We start from the raw sequence: 19,094 nt of genomic DNA on the forward strand, positions 1-19,094 counted from the left end.
TGCACCCGTCAATTTCCAGACGACCTATCAAGTGTCCATCAACCGATATGCCTCCTTGGCATTTCCGCCCATGATCGCGCTTTTTTCCTCGGCATTGAGCTCTGATAGCAAAGCATCTGTTGCCTCGAGCCAACGCGCGTAGGTACTGACCAAAGTACAAACTGGCCAATCGCTACCCCATATCAATCGACTTGGGCCAAATGTGTCCAACAAATGAGAAACATAAGGGCGTAAATCATCCACGGACCAATCAGGTTTTGCTTCGGTCACAAGGCCTGACAGCTTGCAATAGGCATCCGTGTCCACAGCCAACGCAGCCATGTCTTCCGCCCAGCCTGATACTATACCATCCCGTATGAAAGGCTTTGAGCTGTGATCAATAACCACCCGCATCTTTGGGTGGCGTGAAAGAAGCTCTCGCAAAGGCTTCAGCTGACCAGGAAGTGTCAATGCGTCAAATGTAAGGTCATTATCTGTTACTGCCTCATAAGCGGGGGCCAGCGCTTCACCAAGCATCCATTCGGGGTCTGGAATATCCTGGATCATTGGTCGGACGCCTACAAATTTCGGGCTCTGTGCCAGATGCCCCAAAGTCGCCGCCATTTCCGAGCCTTCAAAATCGACCCAACCGACGACTCCTTTGATAAAGTCTATCTGCTCTGCAAGACCCAACAGGAACTCTGTTTCGGCGACTGTGGGAGCTGCTTGCACCAAAATCGTGCCCCCGATTTCTGCAGACTCCAACAAGGGCTCCAGATTTGGTGGAAGAAAGTCACGATAAATGTCACCTAGTTCAGGTGTAAGCCATCCGTAATCTGTGCGCTGTGTCGTCCAGAAATGTTGATGGGCGTCAATTCGCATGAATTATTGATCCCTATATGGATTTGTTTCAGGGATTGGTGCCGCTTCGTGCAATAGACCTTTGGCACGCAATTCATGCCAAAAGGCACCCGGAATGTCTTCGTCGGCCCACCTCATGGTGTCCTCCAGTTCACTCGTGTCCCGCAGACCGGGGATGACAGAAACGACCGCTGGATGGGCCAAGGGAAACTGTAATGCCGCAGCAGAAAGCGTGACATTATGGTCCCGTGCGCTATCGCGCAATCGCGCGATCTTGGAGGCGACATCCGCCGGAATTGCTTCATAATTCCATGTATCGCCACCCACGAGAGCGCCGGAATTGTAAGGCCCACCTACAATGATTGACGTTTCGGTGGCCATACACTCGGGCAGAAGTTTATCCAGTGCCATTTGCTCCAAAAGCGTATAGCGCCCCGCAAGGAGGAATATATCCCAATCTCCTACCGCAAAGGCCTCGCGGCATATCGCGATTTCGTTGACCCCAAGTCCAATGGCCTTGATCGCTCCACTACTGCGAAGTTCGTCCAGTGCACGGTAGCCCCCATCACATAAATTTTTGAAGTGCTTAGTATTTTCTTCGACCCCATGCGTGAATTCGCCGATATCATGCACAAAAAGAATATCAATCCGATCCAGCCCCAACCTTTGCAAACTGTCTTCAAATGATCGCATGATCGCGTCATAGCCATAGTCAAACCTTGGAGTGAACGGCAGCGGGTCAGGCCAACCCAACCCGGCAGGGTCGTCATGCATCCCGAATTCAAGAAGCCGCCCCACCTTAGTTGACAGGATATAATCCCGCCCACGCAACGCATCCCCTATCGCGCGCTCGGACCGACCGAAACCGTAGAATGGAGCGGTATCATAGTACCGATATCCACGTCCCCAGGTTTTGGCCAGCATGTCTGTTGCGGCGTTGTTGTCATTTGCACGCAACAAACCGCCCAGTGGCGCGCCGCCAAATCCCAGCACAGGCAGATTCAAGCGTCCATTCAACAAACTGCGTGTCGGAAACCGCGAATTGCTCATAAACCGTGATCATCCTGTATCGCATTGCCGAGGAAGTAATTTGTCAGTTGTTCTGCTATTTCGGCAAAAACCTGTTCGGTTTCATCTATCGTCGCCGTTCTCAGATTGTCGACACGCTCGAGGTAAGGACAGCTCAACGCCGCTACGATTTCACCTGAAGGGTTAAAAATCGGAAAACTCAGGTTCGTTACTCCGATCGTAGTATCTGACACACCCCGATAGAATCCCGATTGCCGAATTACTCTCAATTCTTCAAAAAACTTTTCTCTGTCCAATGGCGGCTCACCCAATGCGAGCCGATGCTGTTCCAATAATTCTTCAATCTCATCCTCCGGTCGAAACGCTGCCAGAACCCTGCCCGTGCCAGTGTTCCACAACCCAATAACCGAACCGGTTCGAATGGCCAGTCCCCAGTGCCCCGGCGCTTCGACCGACGAAACGATGACAATATTGCCTCCACTTTCCATGCCAATCTGGCAGGATTGCCAGACCCGCTTAGTAACGCGCCGCAGCAGGGGTGTCGCAACCTCTAACAAGCGAGCAATCGGGGAATATCGTTGGGCCGTAGCAAATAGTTTCAGGCTAAGGCTGTATCCATCACCGGATTGAGTCTTTGACACATACCCATGCTGCACAAGTGTGGCGAGCATTCGAAAGATTTCATTCTTTGAACGCCCTAAGGCGCGCGCGATTTCCGTCTGGGTCAAAGGTTCCTGGCTGGTCGAAAGAAGCTCCAATATCTCCAGACCCTTTTCCAGGGCAGGCGCACGATATTTGGCTTCGGCCTGGGCAGGCGCGGAATTCGATTGTTCTTTCATGCATTCAGTCTTTGCTGATCACTCTCCAAAAAACAAGTGTTGATTTTTATTTGAAACCAAGTTTTATATTTAAGCGCTATTGGAGTTTCTATCGGAGCTCTGGTGTTGCAAAAATGGGAGGAGAAACAGTGAAGTCCGTACTTTTCAACAGCTTGGTTGCCTGTACCGCGCTCGTCGCCGTGTCAGAATCAGCTGCGGCGCAAGATTATGGAAGCTTTCCAGGCGTAACGATCGACGCCAAACTCATCGGCGGCCAACAGTACGAGGCGCTATATGGGCGCATCGCGGACTGGGAGGCTTTGACCGGAGCGAAGGTCAATATCCTTTCAAAAAAGAGCCACTTTGAAATCGACCGCGAAATCAAATCTGACATGGCGGCCGGCACGACCGATTGGTGCGTCGGCTCAAACCACAGCTCATTTGCCCCGCAATATGAGGGGCTCTATACCGATTTGAATGCCTTGGTTTCACCGGATATTGTAGCCGAGTTCGTTCCCGGAAACATCGGTGCCGCAACAGTTGGCGGTGAGTTGCTGATGCTGCCACGCGCCCAGTTCGACGTGTCGGTGCTCTATTATCTCAAATCGAACTACACCGATCCGGAAAAGGCGGCTGAATTCAAGGCTGAATACGGTTATGACTTGGCGGTGCCGGAAACATGGGAGCAGGTCAAAGATCAGGCGATCTTCTTTGCTGACCCACCTAACTTCTACGGCACCCAGTACGCTGGCAAGGATGAAGGCGTCGTCGGACGTTTCTATGAAATGCTGATTGCCGAGGGCGGTCAATACTTGAGCGATGACTATTCACCTGCGTTCAACTCCGAGGAAGGCGTTCGCGCGTTGCAATGGTTTGTTGATCTGTATCAGGCCAATGCCGTACCAGCGGGCACCACATCCTATGTCTGGGACGATCTCGGGCAGGGATTTGCTTCCGGCACGATCGCTCTAAATCTGGATTGGCCAGGCTGGGCAGGATTCTTCAATGACCCTGAATCATCGAAAGCTGCGGGCAATGTAGGCGTTGCGGTGCAACCCATGGGTTCTGCAAAACGCACGGGCTGGGCGGGCCTGCACGGTTTCTCGGTAACGAACGACTGCGCGAACAAGGAGGCAGCGGCTTCATTTGTGATGTATCTTACAAGTGAAGAAAGCCAACTGGCCGAGTCCTCAGGTGGCTCACTTCCAACGCGCACGGCAGTCTGGAATGCAAATCTGGAAACAGCAGCCAACGGTGACGATGCCTTCCGCGCCGAAGCACTTGCGGCCTTTGCTGAAGGGGCCAAGCATTCATTCGCCGTTCCCCCGATCCCGGAATGGGGGGAAACTACGAATATCGTGTTCCCTGAACTGCAAGCAGCTATTGTAGGTGACAAAACTGCTCAGCAAGCGTTGGATGACGCAGCTGCAGAGGTTGACGAACTGATGCAGGATGCGGGCTACTACTGAGCCTCCCAGTAACAATCAGGCGGGGCGTAATCCCCGCCTGACCTGAATTCCGACAGATTGAGGGTCGAAATGCGCCGCCGCATTCCCGAGTGGTTTGTTCTGCTAATGCCTGCGTTCATTGTTATCGCGGCAGTTGTGCTCATCCCACTTATCTTTTCGCTATACTCCAGCTTCACGCCCTACAAATTGACACGGCCATCAACGCTTTGGACGTGGATCGGCGAAAGAAATTATGAACGTATCCTAACAGATTGGAAATTCTGGGCCGCCTTCGGGCGTACAATCCTTTTTCTGACCATTGCATTGAACCTCGAGCTCATCTTCGGCTTGGGCATTGCGCTGATGGTTAACAAGGTAACCTGGGGTCAGAGAACGCTGAGAACGGTTCTGATGTTCCCGATGATGTTCTCGCCCATTCTTGTGGGCTTTCAGTTCAAGTTCATCTTCAACGACAATGTCGGCCTGGTTAACAATGTCCTGCAGTCCCTTGGATCCGACGCTGCATTGCCGTGGCTGGTTGACGGAAAACTGGCAATGTTCTCGATCCTTTTTGCCGAGATCTGGATGAGCACATCCGTCTTTGCAATACTCATCCTCGCTGGGTTGTTCGCAATGCCGCGAGATCCGCTGGAAGCGGCTAAGGTTGACGGTTGTACGCCATGGCAGAGCTTCCGACACATTACCCTGCCGTTCCTGATGCCATTTATCTATATCGCGATGACAATCCGATCTTTGGATGTGGCGCGGGCCTATGACATCGTGCAGATCATGACCGGAGGTGGCCCCGCGCGCCGGACTGAGCTTCTTTGGACATTAATGAGCCGCACGGGCTATGTGGATGCGAAGATGGGTCTGGCCAATGCTATGGGCTATGTCTCGATCCTGCTTTCGATCGCCTTCACGATCTATTTCTTCCGCAAACTCAGCGCGGCGCGTGCTGAACTGGGAATGGGGTCGTAATCGATGGATCGCAACCAAGCTCATCGAAACCGCCGACGCATGCTAAAGGGCCTGCATTTCGTCGGCCTCTTTCTCGTGATGTCCATAATCTGCATTCCCGGGCTCTGGATCATCCTGAATAGCTTCCGGCCGACGGTCGAAATCATGGCGAAACCACCGGTGTGGAACCCGCGCTTCACGCTTGACCACTATCGCGCAATGTTCGGAGGTGCAGGTCAGGGCGGGGTCCCTGTCTTCTCGTATCTTTGGAACTCGATCGTGATCTCGGTGACTTCGACGGGAATTGCAGTTCTTATAGGAATGTCTGGCGGTTATGCATTTGCGCGTTACAAATTCTCCGGAAAGTCAGGTTATTTCGTTGGCCTCATGCTGTTTCGAGCAGTTCCCGGAGTGGCCCTTTCCCTGCCCTTGTTCATCGTATTTGCCAAGGTTGGAATCATCGACACCCATTTCGGGCTGATCCTCGTATATGTCGCAATGAACGTGCCTTTTACCATTTGGTTGACCGATGGGTTCTTCCGGCAAATCCCCAAAGAGCTGCACGAGGCGGCCGAGATCGATGGGTGCACCCGTTGGCAGGCCTTCTGGAAAGTCGAGTTTCCAGTGGCCCGCTCGGGTGTTGCATCGGCGGCGATCTTTGCCTTCCTGACCTCGTGGAACGAGTTTGCGCTAGCGTCGCAACTGACTCGGTCAGTGGGCTCAAAGACCATGCCGGTCGGCTTGCTGGATTTCACTGCCGAATTCACCATCAACTGGGGCGGCATGTGTGCCTTGGCGGTTCTTATGATCCTACCCGCGCTGATCCTCACCTTTATCGTCCAGAAACACCTGATTGCCGGCCTGACCTTCGGCGGCGTCAAAGGATAATAGAATGACAGAAGTTACCCTTTCCAATGTGATCAAACGCTATGGGGAGCATCAGGCGGTTCACGGCATTGATCTTGAAATTCGTGACGGTGAATTTGTGGTGTTGGTCGGGCCATCGGGTTGTGGCAAATCCACGACGTTGCGGATGATCGCCGGGCTTGAAGATATTTCAGGCGGGGAGGTTACGATCGGCGGGCGGGTCGTGAACGATCTGCCCCCACGCGAGCGTAACATCTCGATGGTGTTTCAGAATTATGCCCTTTATCCACATATGAGCGTCCGCGAGAACCTGGGTTTTTCGCTGCATATCGCAAAACGTCCCGAAAGCGAGATTACATCAGCGGTCAACGAAGCGGCTGCAATTCTTGGCCTAGAAGAGTTGATGGACCGCAAACCAGCCGCTCTGTCCGGTGGTCAACGCCAGCGTGTCGCCATGGGTCGTGCCATCGTTCGGCATCCGGACGTATTTTTGTTCGACGAGCCTCTCTCCAATCTCGATGCAAAGCTGCGCACGCAAATGCGCGTGGAAATCAAAAAACTGCATCAGAAAGTCGGGAATACGATCATCTACGTGACCCATGATCAGGTCGAAGCCATGACGCTTGCTGATCGGATCGTTCTGATGCGTGATGGCCATATCGTACAGGTTGGCACGCCGTTAGAGTTGTTTAACGCGCCCGTGAACACCTTTGTTGCGACATTCATCGGGTCACCACCGATGAATTTGCTGGATGGGGTGGTAACAGAAAACAGAACTGTTCGGCTTATCGATGGTCAGGAACTCCCGATACCTTCGTCGCCGCGGGAAAGTGTGCAGCCGGGCCAGAAGGTCAAATATGGTTTCAGGGCAGATAATCTGAGCCCTGTGGGTCACGGCGTATCTGACGAGGGCGAGACTGCGGACATCGCCCTCAGGATAGATCTTTCAGAACCGCTTGGAACGGAGACTTTGTTATTTGCGACGCTCGCGAGCACTGAAATCCAATGTAAGATGCTGAACCCGCGCCCCGTTTCGTCAGGCGAAACAATGACCTGCCGATTAGCGCTTGAAAAAGCACACATCTTCGACGCTCAAACCACCCAAGTGATCCGGAGCAACTGAAATGGCGAAAATCACCCATGTAGAGATCAAGATGATCGATCTGGTGCCAAAGGTTAAACGGGTCGATGCAATCCAGTCCTTTGTAAGTCAAGAGACTCCAATCATTATTCTACGTGACAGCGACGGTGCACGGGGTGTCGGTTACACCTATACAATCGGAACTGGTGGTCCCTCGGTTGTTGCCCTACTGAAAGAGACGCTTGCGCCTGCCTTGATCGGAAAAGATCCCGAGCGTTTTGAACAGATCTGGCGTGAGCTTCTATACCTCACTCATGCAACAGCGGTCGGCGCAATTACATCGCTAGCACTGGCTGCGATCGATACGGCACTTTGGGACTTGAACTGCTGCAAGAAGGGCCTGCCCTTGTGGAAGGCCGCCGGTGGGGCGAAAGACAAAATGCGCCTCTACACGACAGAAGGTGGTTGGCTACATTATTCAACATCAGAACTTGTTGAAAACGCGCTCGCGGCAAAGGAGGAAGGTTTCAAAGGTTCCAAAATCAAAGTCGGCTCGGAACTAATTGCGCAGGATCGAGCCAGATTGGGGGCTGTGCGTGAGGCCGTGGGCAATAACTTCGAAATTATGACCGACGGGAACCAGAGCTTTAGCCTGTCGGAATCAATCCGCTGTGCACGCATGCTGGAAGAACTGAACATTGCGTGGTTTGAAGAACCCATCAAAGCGGATGATGTCTCGGCGCATGTTGAACTTGCCCGACATACCAGCGTTCCTGTTGCCGTTGGTGAAAGCATGTACTCGATCAGCCAATTCAAGGACTACATGCAAACGGGTGCAGCTTCGATCATTCAGGTGGATGTCGCCCGGATCGGGGGCATCACCCCGTGGCTGAAAACAGCACACATGGCCGAAGCTTTCAACATCGCCGTTTGCCCCCATTTTCTGATGGAACTTCATCTTCCTTTGGTATGTGCTGTGTCAAATGCCACGTGGCTTGAGCATATCCCCCAATTGGACAGTGTGACCAAATCTGGCATGCAAATGATAGACGGGCACGGCATTCCATCCGAGGCTCCCGGGTTGGGAATCGATTGGGATTGGGATGCCATCAGGGCCATGGAACTGGTCTCGCACAACGTCAAAGATGCAGCGTGAGAGGAGTTCGACACGTGCACCGGATGGGAATGATGATCGGGATCAAACCTGAGATGATAGATGAGTACAAACGCCTACACGCCAACGCTTGGCCTGAGGTTCTGAAGCAGATCCAGCACAGCAATATCCGCAATTACACCATATTCCTGCGAGAACCGGAAAACGTTCTTTTTGGATACTGGGAGTATCACGGTACGGACTTTGCTGCAGATATGGCCGAGATGGCCAAGGACCCCAAAACTCAGGAATGGTGGACCCAAACCGATCCCTGTCAGTCACCGCTTACCTCGCGAAAAGAAGGTGAGCAATGGGCAATGATGGAAGAAGTATTTCATACGGATTGAATGATGAAAAATTACAGACCAACGAACCGTTTGGAAGGAAAGCGCATCCTGATCACCGCGGCCGGCCAGGGTATCGGCCGCGCATCAGCCGAACTGTTTGCCTCCGAAGGCGCAAACGTTATCGCGAGTGACATCAATGACGCGACGCTGGCCGAATTGAGTGGAATAAAAGGAATTGTTCCACTCAAACTTGATGTCACCGATGGCGCGGTAGTTACGGCTGCTGTAGCTGATATGCCCGCTCTTGACGTTCTGTTTAACTGCGCCGGTTACGTTGCAAGCGGTTCCGTTCTTGACTGTACCGAAGAGGATTGGGACTTCAGCTTCGACCTGAATGTCAAAGCCATGTACAGTTTGATCCGGCTGGTGCTGCCCGGCATGATTGAAAATGGTGGCGGGTCGATAATCAATATGTCTTCGGTTGCATCTTCGTTGAAAGGCGTACCGAACCGCTTTGCCTATTGTGCATCGAAAGCTGCCGTGATCGGCATCACTAAATCAGTCGCTGCCGATTTTGTTACAAAAGGGATCCGCTGTAACGCCATTTGCCCTGGCACGGTTGACAGCCCCAGCCTGCACGATCGGTTGCGAGCGACTGGGGACTACGAACAAGCAATGACAGATTTCATAGCACGACAACCGATGGGCCGGATCGGATCCGCCGGCGAGATAGCCGAGCTCGCACTGTATCTTGCTAGCGACGCCAGCAAATACACATCCGGTCAGCCATTTGCCATAGATGGCGGCTGGACCATCTGATCGAAGAGGATAGCGATATGAGACTATTACGTTTTGGCCCCGCAGGCGCCGAAAAACCTGGCTTGCTAGACGACAACGGTGCCATTCGTGACCTGTCCCATTGGATCAGCGATATTTCTGGCGATGCGTTAAATGATGAAGGCTTGAACAAAATTCGCGCCCTTGACCATGAGACACTTCCGCTGGTGGACGGTGATCCAAGACTGGGCCCTTGCGTTGGAAATGTCGGGAAATTCATCTGCATTGGCCTGAACTACGCAGATCACGCCGCCGAAAGCGGCATGTCTTTGCCCGACGAACCCGTCGTGTTCTTCAAAGCGACCTCGGCTATTGTCGGACCCGATGACAATATCGAAATCCCGCGCAGTTCGATCAAAACCGATTGGGAGGTCGAATTGGGCGTCGTTATCGGGAAACAAGCCAAATATGTTTCTGAAGAAGAAGCACTGGAATACGTAGCAGGATACTGCGTCGTGAATGACCTGTCGGAACGCGACTTTCAGTTGCATCGGTCAGGTCAATGGGTCAAAGGCAAATCGGCAGATACTTTTGGCCCGATCGGACCTTGGCTGGTAACCAAAGACGAAATCGCCAACCCGCAAGATTTGCCGATGTATCTCGAAGTCAACGGCCATCGTTTTCAAGACGGCTCCACTAATACAATGCATTTTGGGGTTGCGACCATTGTTTCGCATCTTTCGCAGTTCATGTCGTTGCAACCCGGTGATGTGATTTCAACCGGTACACCTCCGGGTGTGGGCATGGGGCAAAAACCCGAAACGTATCTCAAGCCGGGTGACAGTATTGAACTGGGAATTCAGGGCCTTGGTGTCCAGCGGCAACAGGTCATTTCTGGGTAGCCGTTAGGCGAAACAACATGGCACAAACTGACTTGTATACAGCCCGAGGTGATTTAGTAGGCCACTTGTGGGCTCCTGAGAATGGACCACAAATTGTTGTTCTGAGGGACGGCGAGGATTACGATATCACGTCCCGCGACATTTCAACGATACAGTGTCTGTTCGAACTACCAGTTCCCGCTGTGTACGTCGCCACGATCTCAGGTAATGCGAGTGCAAACCTTGCCAATCTTGGGGCTGTGGGTCTGTCTGCCAACAGTCGCCTAACCAAAAGTCATTTTCCTGCCCTCATTGATCTGCATTCGATCAAAGCCGCAGCCGATACTTTTGCCAGATCCAAGCCGGGATGCAATTTTCCTAAGGACGTAATTGAGTGAACTGCAATGCAGAATAACGAACCTGACGCAGCTGGCCATAGGCCGCACCGAAACGTTTTGCGCTTGAATGAGCGGGACAATGTGGTCATTGCCCTGCGCGACATTGCTGCTGGTGAAGCCGTACCGGAAATCTCTGAACCGCTGCCAAGCGCTGTTCCCAAAGGTCACAAGATCGCCACCCGATCAATCGCAGTTGGCGAATACGTCTATCGCTATGGTCAAATCATTGGTCAGGCGACAAAGGACATCGCGATTGGGGAACATGTTCATGTGCAGAACCTTGGAATGGGCGCACATAAACAAGACTATGCGTTTGCGTCAGAAACCAAGCCGCTGCTCGCCTTAGCCGATGCACGACAATTTATGGGGTATCACCGGTCTGACGGAACGGTTGGCACGCGCAATTATGTAGGCTTGATTACAACGGTCAATTGCTCGGGATCAGTCGCGAGATTCATCGCAGAGGCCGCCGAAAGAAACGGGATGCTGGACGCCTACCCAAACGTCGATGGGGTCGTGCCCATCGTGCATGGCACCGGATGTGGGATGTCTGCAACCAATGAGGGCTATCAAGCACTGTTTCGAACATTGTCCGGCTATGCTCAACATCCGAACTTTGCCGGTATCCTGCTGATCGGGCTTGGCTGCGAAGTCATGCAGCTTTCGGAACTGGTTGGGGGAAAATCGATCCGCGCTGATGGAGCTTTGCGCTACATGACTATCCAGAACGAGGGTGGCACGCGCAAAACTATGAGGCGCGGATTGAAAGAACTGCAGGGAATATTGGAACTCGCCAATCGTGTGACACGTGCGCCCGCCCCGGTGTCACATATCACGGTCGGGCTTCAATGTGGCGGGTCAGATGGATATTCTGGGATTACGGCAAATCCAGCCCTGGGACATGCGTCGGATCTGCTGGTTCAACACGGCGGCACAACGATTCTATCCGAGACATCCGAAATATACGGGGCTGAGCATTTGCTGACACGTCGCGCCGAAACGGTTGATATCGGAGAGAAACTGATCAAGCGGATCAAATGGTGGGAGGACTACACGGCGCGGAATGGCGGCGAGATGGACAACAATCCCAGTCCCGGCAATAAACGGGGTGGTCTGACAACAATTCTGGAGAAATCTTTGGGCGCAACGGCCAAGAGCGGCACCGCTCCATTGCGCGACGTCTATGAATTTGGCGAGAAAATCGACAAAAAAGGATTTGTATTCATGGACAGCCCAGGTTTCGATCCTTGCTCGGTCACCGGGCAAGTGGCTTCGGGAGCGAACATAGTTGTATTCACGACCGGCCGGGGATCTGTTTCGGGTTACAAACCAACCCCTTGCATCAAACTTGCGACAAACTCGGAAATGTTCGCCCGTATGTCAGAGGATATGGACCTGAACTGCGGCGACATTGTCAGCCATGATGTCTCAATCACCCAGAAAGGCGAAGAGATACTCGATATGATTATCCGCGTCGCGAGCGGGGAAAAAACCAAAAGCGAAGAACTGGGTTTTGGTGGAGCAGAGTTTGTACCATGGCAGATCGGTGCAGTGATGTAATCAGAGCAACCAGAGCTGTATACCAAATGAATGAGAGCCAAGGGCGTTGGCTCACGTTCAACGGCCCAATTCTACACGGTGATCATGCATCAAATCCCACCCGGTCAAGACGGTGTAGATCAAAGGCTTTGTTTAATTAGTTAGACGTACAGGCGTCTGTGGCGGGCTTCTGGACAATTCTATTTTGCATGGAATGCGGGCAAGTTCCGCGCCGTTGCCTGCCTGCACCTGACGGAAAAGGATGCCTGATCCGAATGAATCCTGCGTTTTGTGCGGACCGTAGGCTTCGGGCGCATCTCGCCACTTTAATCCATTGCGGTTGATGAAGATAATCCCGCCTAGTATCCTTCTATCATCGCCCCATGGCCCGCCGTGCGACTTCGGGTAAAAAGCGGAAAACTTGGCCATCTGCTCATCGGTCAGTTCGAAAAGGTCGTTTATATCACCACTCCATTTCCGATCCGTGAATCATGCAGCGCGTTGAAAATCAATGCATGCGGACCCTAATAGCTTCGGCATAAATCAGGTGGTCAGGAAGCTATTAGTAGTGAGCGATACACTTGAACTATAGCCCTCGCTTCGCTCTCAATTCTAAAATTCTGTTGGACATGGCATCTGGCAGCACGGCCTTTGACCGTTAGTCTGTCGCGGTCTGAAAGCATTTCTCTAAGCGCGTCAGCCAAAGCCTCGGCATTGTCCTTCTCCACCAGCCGTCCTGTCTCACCATCTTCAATTTGGGCATTAAAGGCGCCTACCCCGTCGCAAGCAATGACGGGAACACCTGAAGCCATTGCTTCCAAAGGAGTCAGTCCAAATCCTTCGTGCCGAGCAGGCGCAACAAACAAGTCCAGTGCACGGTATAATTCGACGAGTTCGCTCCATGGGCGTTCACCTAAGAAGTGCACACGCTCCGCCAAGCCGGCTGATTGCAATTTTGTCTCTTGCTGTTGTTTAAACTCGATAAACTCTTTTGTTGTGCGACCTGTGAATACAATTTCGACATTTGGAAACGCAGGCAGCACTTCAATGGCCGCGTCCACCAATAGGTCGACACCTTTTTGGGGGCGAATACGTCCGAAGCAACCAACCAATGTACAGTGAGGAAGTCCAAGTTTGTTTCTTAGAGCTCTTTTATCATCCTCAGGATGGAACAAGTTGGTGTTTACACCATGCATAATGACTGTTGCGGGATGATCCAGGAATGATGCAGCCTGAGGAGTTGTTGCGATCAGTGCATCCATTTTTGATATCAGCCATTTGGTGTAAGCAGAATGATTTCGTTGGGCTGCTGACGTAAAGAGCAGTTTGAAGTTTCGCCGGAAGATTGTTGTTAACACCAAGCCCATCAGCATTTCGGCATTCCGACGCGCGTGCCAGACCCGCTTAACATCGCGAGACAAAAACAATGTTTTCCAGAGCCTTATATGTGGGATGTCCCTCGGAAGACCCGGTCCGGTCGCACAAATGCCGATCATCTCTTTTTGAATTGGCAGTAAGCGGACAATGGTTGTTGTCACCCCCGAAAGACTTCGCTTCAGATTGGGCGCAATGACCTCAAGATTATGCACTCTACGCTCCTGCCTGAATCTGCTTCAGAGATGGTTGCAATATTTTGGGCAATAAAGCGATTCATTAGGTCGATGACAAGAGCGAGCGAGCGGCGCCCCGTATCTATTTGACACAGCCGTAAAAAGCCCCGCAGGACGAAATATTTTTTATTGGCAGCTATCGTCAATTTTTTGGGTTCTGTCGCAAAATTCGCCCCTACCTGTCAGATCGAACACAGTTCTGGTTACGCACGCTGACATGACCGGAGCAGACCGTGACTATCTTTTTTCAAAGGCGCACATTTTCCGAAAGACGTGATCTTGCACGCGGTTTTCTACTACCTGCGCTACGGTGTTTCATACAGGGATCTGGAAGAAATCCTGGCGGAACGCGGCGTCGACCATGATCACACAACGTTGAACCGCTGTGTCGGTCGGTATGCAGGCCTCATTGCTGAAACAGCGCGGTATGAAAAGCGTCCCGCAGACCGTTCGTGGCGCATGGATGTAACATTTTTAAAAGTGAGGGGCGGGCGGGTTTCTCTTTACCGAGCAATCGAAAAACACGGTAAGATTCTGGATTTCATATTGTCCGAGCGCCGGAACAACGCCGCGGCGACGAAGTTTTTCGCCCGCACGCTCGCGGTGAACAGGTTACCACGCAAGATCACGATCGACAAAAGTGGCGCCAAAACAAATGGCATCAAGGCGATCAACAAGATGCTCAAGAGCTTTGGTTGGGGTTTGCTCCGGCTGGGGTCAGACCCCCACTTGCGAAGGATCGGTGCCAGAACCCTCACCGAAGTGTTCAACGCAATTGGGGAAATTTGCGATTTGTACGATCCAACTGAGTGCTGGACCTACTTCAAGGCTGCCGGCTATACCTCAGGTTTATCCCGAAACGCTTTAGTACCGACAGCGCGGCACGCCGTCTGCACGTCGTCGCCATCCGCAAGCTTCAACTCAATCGCACGCAGCAGCTTCAAGATGTCTTCGTCTGAGTGTCGCTTTCTCGCCATCTCAACTCCTCCATTCTCAGCAAAATTAATGGCCCAGGTTTAGGGGGCTAGGATAAACTGCATCGTTGCAATTTTGACCGCGGGGCAGCTGGTCATTCGTTTGCTTATCCAATCAGTGTCATTTGGAAAGTGCCAGCAACACATTGCGAGCTCGTCCAGCTTGAGAACACCTCAGGTGTCTTAAGGTCAAAGAAGTGTTAAACACTAGCTGAAGTATTGTGATTATTAATGTTGAAAGATGAACGTCTGATGCTGACGGAAATTAAGCGCTGGAACGCATTGCTGGTTGCCTTTTTATTTCTTGTATCGACACTGCTCTTGTTACGCCGTCTTGTTTACTTGTCCCAAGCTGGCGGTGGTGAATTTCAGCATGCTGACTGGTTGGTGAACTACTCCAGCGGAATAGTTCGTAGGGGCATATCGGGCGAACTCTTCCTGTTTATTTCCGAACTGTCACATGTAAATCCACTGATTCTGGTCAGCACAGTTCAGGCTGTTTTGACGGTGTTGATAATTGCGGTCCTTTTTGCAAAAGGTCTGTCACTGAGAATGCCCGATGTGGTCGTAATCTTGTTGGTTAGCCCGGCACTTGTGCTGTTCTGGGTCAACGATTCCACCGCAGCTTACCGAAAAGAACTATTGGGGTTGGCTGCGTTCCTGCCTTTGCTGTTTCCCCGAAGCAGCGGTTCGGTGGGTGTGGCGACTGTCGTGACCCTCTATGGCCTGTCGGTTTTCTTTCACGAAGCCAATTTGTTTTTAGTTCCAGGGCTAAGCGCGGCGCTTTATTTCCGTCTTGGAAAACAAAAGTCGATAGGGCCGATTGCGATCTTGTGGCTGATCTCGCTGGCGGCAGCTGTTTTTTCGGTGATCTACGTCAGTGTCCCGGATACCGATGCCATGTGCACGCGCTTGTTGAGCGCTGGATTGATTGATCGATTGTGTGGTGGAATATTTCCATGGCTGGTAGACGGATTTGGCGGCACGACTTCAGCGGTGAAGGTTATCGTTCTGGTTCGTGTGAACCTTGCAGTCGTAGCGCTGATGATCGCGCTGCTGCTGTTGTCCTGTCTGTGGATCGCGACCCGAGTTCTGAATGGGTGGTTCGAATGGGCGTTGTTTCTAGTCAGCGCCGGAACCCCTTTCATGCTGTATCCGATCGCTACTGACTGGAGCCGTTGGTTGTCGATGCAGGTATTCGTTATGACATTTCTGTTGTTGGTTTTGGCGGAAACACGCAAAGCCATAAACTTGCCAGTGCACAGGGCAACGTATGTTGTGGTTTTGAGTTTCAGTCTACTTGTAGGAATTAGTCATATAGCGCCAGAGCCAATCGAAGGTTTCGTTTTCCAATTCGTACATGCTGTAGGAGTCGTCTTAGGATGAGCCCGCCTTCACCTGAGTATCAACTGTTTTTGTATTGCGGACATTAGGCGCAGGTTCGATTGATTGTAGCAGCGCGAAGGGTTTCAGTAGACGGCCATAAGTATTTTTTTATGCATTTGTTGGCGGCTAGGGTAGAATCGGCAAGCATTTCTATTGTGGGATGACTCGATGCCTGGTCGCAAAGTACTGTTTGTTGAAGAAAAACAGCCAAATATGGCCCGTGTATCCGAGCTGCTGCAAGCCTGCGCCAACCAAAGCCAATGGGCGAACCGGGGACCTCTATATCACGAGCTGCGTGCGCTTTGCATTGATCATGTTGGGTTACCCGAAACCTGGGATGTCGTTCCATTGGCCAATGGTGGTATGGCTTTAGAGGCGCTGGCAGCCCTGCAATCGTACCGCGCAGGCCGCCGCATGAAATGGGTTGCTTCGGCATATACATTCCAAAACCTTGGACGGGGACGTTTCGATGATGTCCTGTTTCTCGACTGTGATGACAGAGGCCTGTTGGATCTGCACGCGCTCGAGGCGTTAGATCCGGTCACTTACGATGGTATCATCGTGACCAACCCTCTTGGTCTATACCAGGACTTTTCGGATTATTCAGCGCTAGCGCGTCGCCTGTGCAAACGGCTGCTGCTGGATAACGCGTCGGGGTTTCACACAAAACTTCCGAATGTGCCATGGCAGGCGATCAGCCTTCATCACACAAAACCCTATGGTTTGGGCGAGGGCGGTTTGGCGATCCTCCCAAAAGATCAGGCGGCCCATCTGGTCGAATTGACCAGCTATGGCTTCGATTTGGCCGACAGTGCCTTTTGGGTGGGCAATTGTAAGATATCAGACGTCGCCTGCGCCTTTTTGATCGACCGTATCGAAAGCGCTGGAACCTGGGGACCACCTTCGATTGAACAACGTGATCGAGTGATTTCGATCGCGACAGGTCTGGGTTTGAAGCCGCTGCATACGCCGGTTGCGAATATTCCAATGACCAGTATTCCCTTTCTGGCATCCGATCATGTACCTTATGAGCAGATGGCGCTTACCCGCCATCTGACTTTCCAGAAATACTATGTACCGGCAGCCCCCCGACCCAATGCTGTTGATATCTTCAACCGCGTCGTGAATATCCCTTGCCATAAGGATGTGGCCAAAGTGAACGACGACGAGATGCGTGACGATATCCAGAGAGTCTTGGCCCAATCTCGTCCAACGGAAAGTTGTCTAGGTATTGCCAGATGAACTTGACTTGGGATGTTTTGATAGCTCGGGTAGCCTCTGGTGTTAGCTGATCGCAAGTTGGGCGACCACTTTCGAAAAAGATATGGACAAGGATATCCATACCTGCGGACATCAAGACTTCTTTCCCATCTAACATTTCGTTTTGTCGGCGAAATCCCGTTTAAAATTGTTCCGCAATGTCGTGCACCTGCGGGTGCGAGAAATCAGCAAACAAGCGTGCCAGGACAAAGGTATCGAAATCTTGAGCGCATCCCCAGCGAGCATTGTGTTTTGCTCATCATGTCTGATTAAGCACAACGAGAGCTTCAAAATGCAGGTGCGAGGTAGCAAGAGGTGCAATTAAACTGCGTACTGGTACACGATTACGAAGCTAGTAGTTGAAAGATGGTGTAGTGGACACACAAGCGTTCTGTTCCACCTCTAGACTGGCGAGTGAAAATTGAATGGCTGTTCCACCACCCCCCTTGCAATGAGTTCAGAGACCGATAAGCTATCCTATTTGTATTCCTAGTGGGCCATCTCGCTGATGAGGGATTAGCAGTTGGTCACTATAGTTTCGACAAAATACCGGACATGATTTCTTGATTTACCCTAGCAAGCCAAATGAACTCATCCTGTTGCCGGTGTTGAAGGCCCACCGCGGTCCTGGCGGAGGGCTAGTTCTAACACAAAAGTACCTCGATGGGGCAGCCGAATACGCAAAGCACTGGGACGGTGAAGTAACAACTCTTGCTGAAGTTTCTCCGACCGCCTCTTCCGACATGGATCATGTCGAAGTTCACCCTGACCAAAACCTGCGTACTCGGGTTGAAGAACGACCCAAAGCATTGGCTGATTTGATTCAGCGTATAACTGGAGCGGGGGCTGTCGTTGGTTTTCTTGACCCGAGTCAAGCAGAACTGACGCGCCAGTGTTTTTCTCGTGGGATACCCGTGATTCACGTGTGTGAGTATACATTGAAAACCGAATTTCAGATTATTGACGCTATGCGGGTGAACTTTTTAAGAAAACTGCGCCGAAAAATATGGATCTGGAATGCAGAGCGTACCCGAAGGGAACTGCTCGGTTTCGTGGCCGGACTGCAATGCAACGGTGTGCCAATACATGATGCGTACAGACCCAACCGGCCTGATGCGTTTGTGTTTTTTGACAATCGGGTCCGCAGATCAGACGTTGCAAGTGACGACGACCTTGCAAGGAAGGCGGAAGCATTGCGCTCCGCAAAACCACTTCGCCTGATCTTTGGCGGGCGCTTTGTTCCGATGAAAGGGGTCCTGCATCTACCGCGCGTTGCGCGCGGACTTGTCGACCGTGGTATCAACTTCCAGTTTCGCATCTATGGATCAGGGCCGGAGGAAGCCCGTCTTGTCGACGCTATAAAGCGAAATGGCGTCGAAGACTGGGTCACAATCCACCAACCTATGGATTTTCTATCTGGTTGGGTTCCATTGCTCAAACGCGAGGCAGATTTGTTCGTCAGTTGCCACCCACAAGGTGACCCCTCAAGCACGTATTCAGAGGTAATGTCCTGCGGCGTGCCTATCGTCGGATTTGCAAACGAAGCTTTCATGGGCATAGCATCACATGCTGGCAGTGGGTTTGTCAGACCTTTAGGTGATGCCGAAAGTATGGCGGAGCAGATCGCAGTACTTGATCGCAATCGCGAAATGCTGATTGAATCCGCATATCGTGGCCGAAACTTTGCTCGCGAACATTGCTTCGAGAAGACTTTCAAGCGTCGCGCGCACCACTTCGCCGAGGCAGCAAAATCGTGGCGACGTAGCAGAACTCGCTAGGCTCCAGA

At 52.0% G+C, this 19,094-nt stretch carries 16 protein-coding genes and 2 pseudogenes; 13 read left to right on the forward strand and 5 right to left on the reverse strand.

Features of this window, described 5'->3' with window-relative positions:
• Positions 1–27 precede the first annotated feature (27 nt).
• Genes ACR0DU_RS10155 through ACR0DU_RS10165 form a run of 3 tightly spaced genes read right to left on the reverse strand, consistent with a single transcriptional unit; the run spans position 28 to position 2,708 of the window.
• Complete coding sequence (locus tag ACR0DU_RS10155) at positions 28–861, reverse strand: amidohydrolase family protein (protein WP_480874209.1); 834 nt, start codon at positions 859–861, stop codon at positions 28–30.
• 3 nt (positions 862–864) lie between these two features.
• Complete coding sequence (locus tag ACR0DU_RS10160; RefSeq protein WP_480874212.1) at positions 865–1,890, reverse strand: aldo/keto reductase; 1,026 nt, start codon at positions 1,888–1,890, stop codon at positions 865–867.
• A complete protein-coding gene (locus tag ACR0DU_RS10165; RefSeq protein WP_480874214.1) occupies positions 1,887–2,708 on the reverse strand; it encodes an IclR family transcriptional regulator in 822 nt (273 codons plus the stop codon). Before ACR0DU_RS10165 ends, ACR0DU_RS10160 begins: the two co-directional genes overlap by 4 nt.
• A gap of 11 nt (positions 2,709–2,719) precedes the next feature.
• On the opposite strand from ACR0DU_RS10165, the gene ACR0DU_RS10170 reads away from it, so the two are divergent.
• From ACR0DU_RS10170 to ACR0DU_RS10210, 9 genes are all read left to right on the forward strand, one after another.
• A complete protein-coding gene (locus ACR0DU_RS10170) occupies positions 2,720–4,156 on the forward strand; it encodes an extracellular solute-binding protein (RefSeq protein WP_480874216.1) in 1,437 nt (478 codons plus the stop codon).
• 69 nt (positions 4,157–4,225) lie between these two features.
• Positions 4,226–5,116 (forward strand): carbohydrate ABC transporter permease, encoded by an 891-nt coding sequence (locus ACR0DU_RS10175; RefSeq protein WP_480874218.1) that lies wholly within the window; start codon positions 4,226–4,228, stop codon positions 5,114–5,116.
• A gap of 39 nt (positions 5,117–5,155) precedes the next feature.
• Positions 5,156–5,983 carry a carbohydrate ABC transporter permease gene (locus ACR0DU_RS10180; protein WP_480874221.1) on the forward strand — a complete coding sequence of 276 codons (828 nt, stop codon included), beginning with the start codon at positions 5,156–5,158 and terminating at the stop codon, positions 5,981–5,983.
• Between the two features lie 4 nt (positions 5,984–5,987).
• Positions 5,988–7,085, forward strand: coding sequence for an ABC transporter ATP-binding protein (locus ACR0DU_RS10185; RefSeq protein ID WP_480874222.1), 1,098 nt, complete (start codon positions 5,988–5,990; stop codon positions 7,083–7,085).
• Position 7,086: 1 nt separating this feature from the next.
• The gene (locus ACR0DU_RS10190) at positions 7,087–8,199 is read left to right on the forward strand and encodes a mandelate racemase/muconate lactonizing enzyme family protein (RefSeq protein WP_480874224.1); all 1,113 of its coding nucleotides are present in this window, start codon (positions 7,087–7,089) and stop codon (positions 8,197–8,199) included.
• Positions 8,200–8,222: 23 nt separating this feature from the next.
• Positions 8,223–8,543 carry an L-rhamnose mutarotase gene (locus ACR0DU_RS10195; protein ID WP_010441250.1) on the forward strand — a complete coding sequence of 107 codons (321 nt, stop codon included), beginning with the start codon at positions 8,223–8,225 and terminating at the stop codon, positions 8,541–8,543.
• On the forward strand, positions 8,544–9,302 hold the full coding sequence (locus ACR0DU_RS10200) for an SDR family oxidoreductase (RefSeq protein WP_480874227.1): 759 nt from the start codon (positions 8,544–8,546) through the stop codon (positions 9,300–9,302). It begins immediately after the preceding gene.
• A gap of 17 nt (positions 9,303–9,319) precedes the next feature.
• Positions 9,320–10,162, forward strand: coding sequence for a fumarylacetoacetate hydrolase family protein (locus ACR0DU_RS10205; RefSeq protein ID WP_010441246.1), 843 nt, complete (start codon positions 9,320–9,322; stop codon positions 10,160–10,162).
• Between the two features lie 383 nt (positions 10,163–10,545).
• Positions 10,546–12,099 carry a UxaA family hydrolase gene (locus ACR0DU_RS10210; protein ID WP_480874229.1) on the forward strand — a complete coding sequence of 518 codons (1,554 nt, stop codon included), beginning with the start codon at positions 10,546–10,548 and terminating at the stop codon, positions 12,097–12,099.
• 264 nt (positions 12,100–12,363) lie between these two features.
• On the opposite strand, the pseudogene ACR0DU_RS10215 reads toward ACR0DU_RS10210, so the two are convergent.
• Positions 12,364–12,540 (reverse strand): annotated as a pseudogene (locus ACR0DU_RS10215) (transposase); the annotation flags it as partial.
• An 89-nt stretch (positions 12,541–12,629) separates the two neighbouring features.
• Complete coding sequence (locus tag ACR0DU_RS10220) at positions 12,630–13,667, reverse strand: glycosyltransferase family 4 protein (protein WP_480874231.1); 1,038 nt, start codon at positions 13,665–13,667, stop codon at positions 12,630–12,632.
• Between the two features lie 267 nt (positions 13,668–13,934).
• On the opposite strand from ACR0DU_RS10220, the pseudogene ACR0DU_RS10225 reads away from it, so the two are divergent.
• From ACR0DU_RS10225 to ACR0DU_RS10240, 4 genes and pseudogenes are all read left to right on the forward strand, one after another.
• Positions 13,935–14,384, forward strand: a pseudogene (locus ACR0DU_RS10225) (IS6 family transposase); the annotation flags it as partial.
• A 530-nt stretch (positions 14,385–14,914) separates the two neighbouring features.
• Entirely contained in the window at positions 14,915–16,048 is a 1,134-nt protein-coding gene (locus tag ACR0DU_RS10230; RefSeq protein WP_139056602.1) for a hypothetical protein, read from the forward strand.
• 168 nt (positions 16,049–16,216) lie between these two features.
• Entirely contained in the window at positions 16,217–17,290 is a 1,074-nt protein-coding gene (locus ACR0DU_RS10235; RefSeq protein ID WP_480874234.1) for a DegT/DnrJ/EryC1/StrS family aminotransferase, read from the forward strand.
• A 581-nt stretch (positions 17,291–17,871) separates the two neighbouring features.
• A complete protein-coding gene (locus tag ACR0DU_RS10240; protein ID WP_480874237.1) occupies positions 17,872–19,086 on the forward strand; it encodes a glycosyltransferase in 1,215 nt (404 codons plus the stop codon).
• Positions 19,087–19,094: the final 8 nt, after the last annotated feature.

This window comes from Ruegeria sp. G2 (assembly GCF_056533505.1).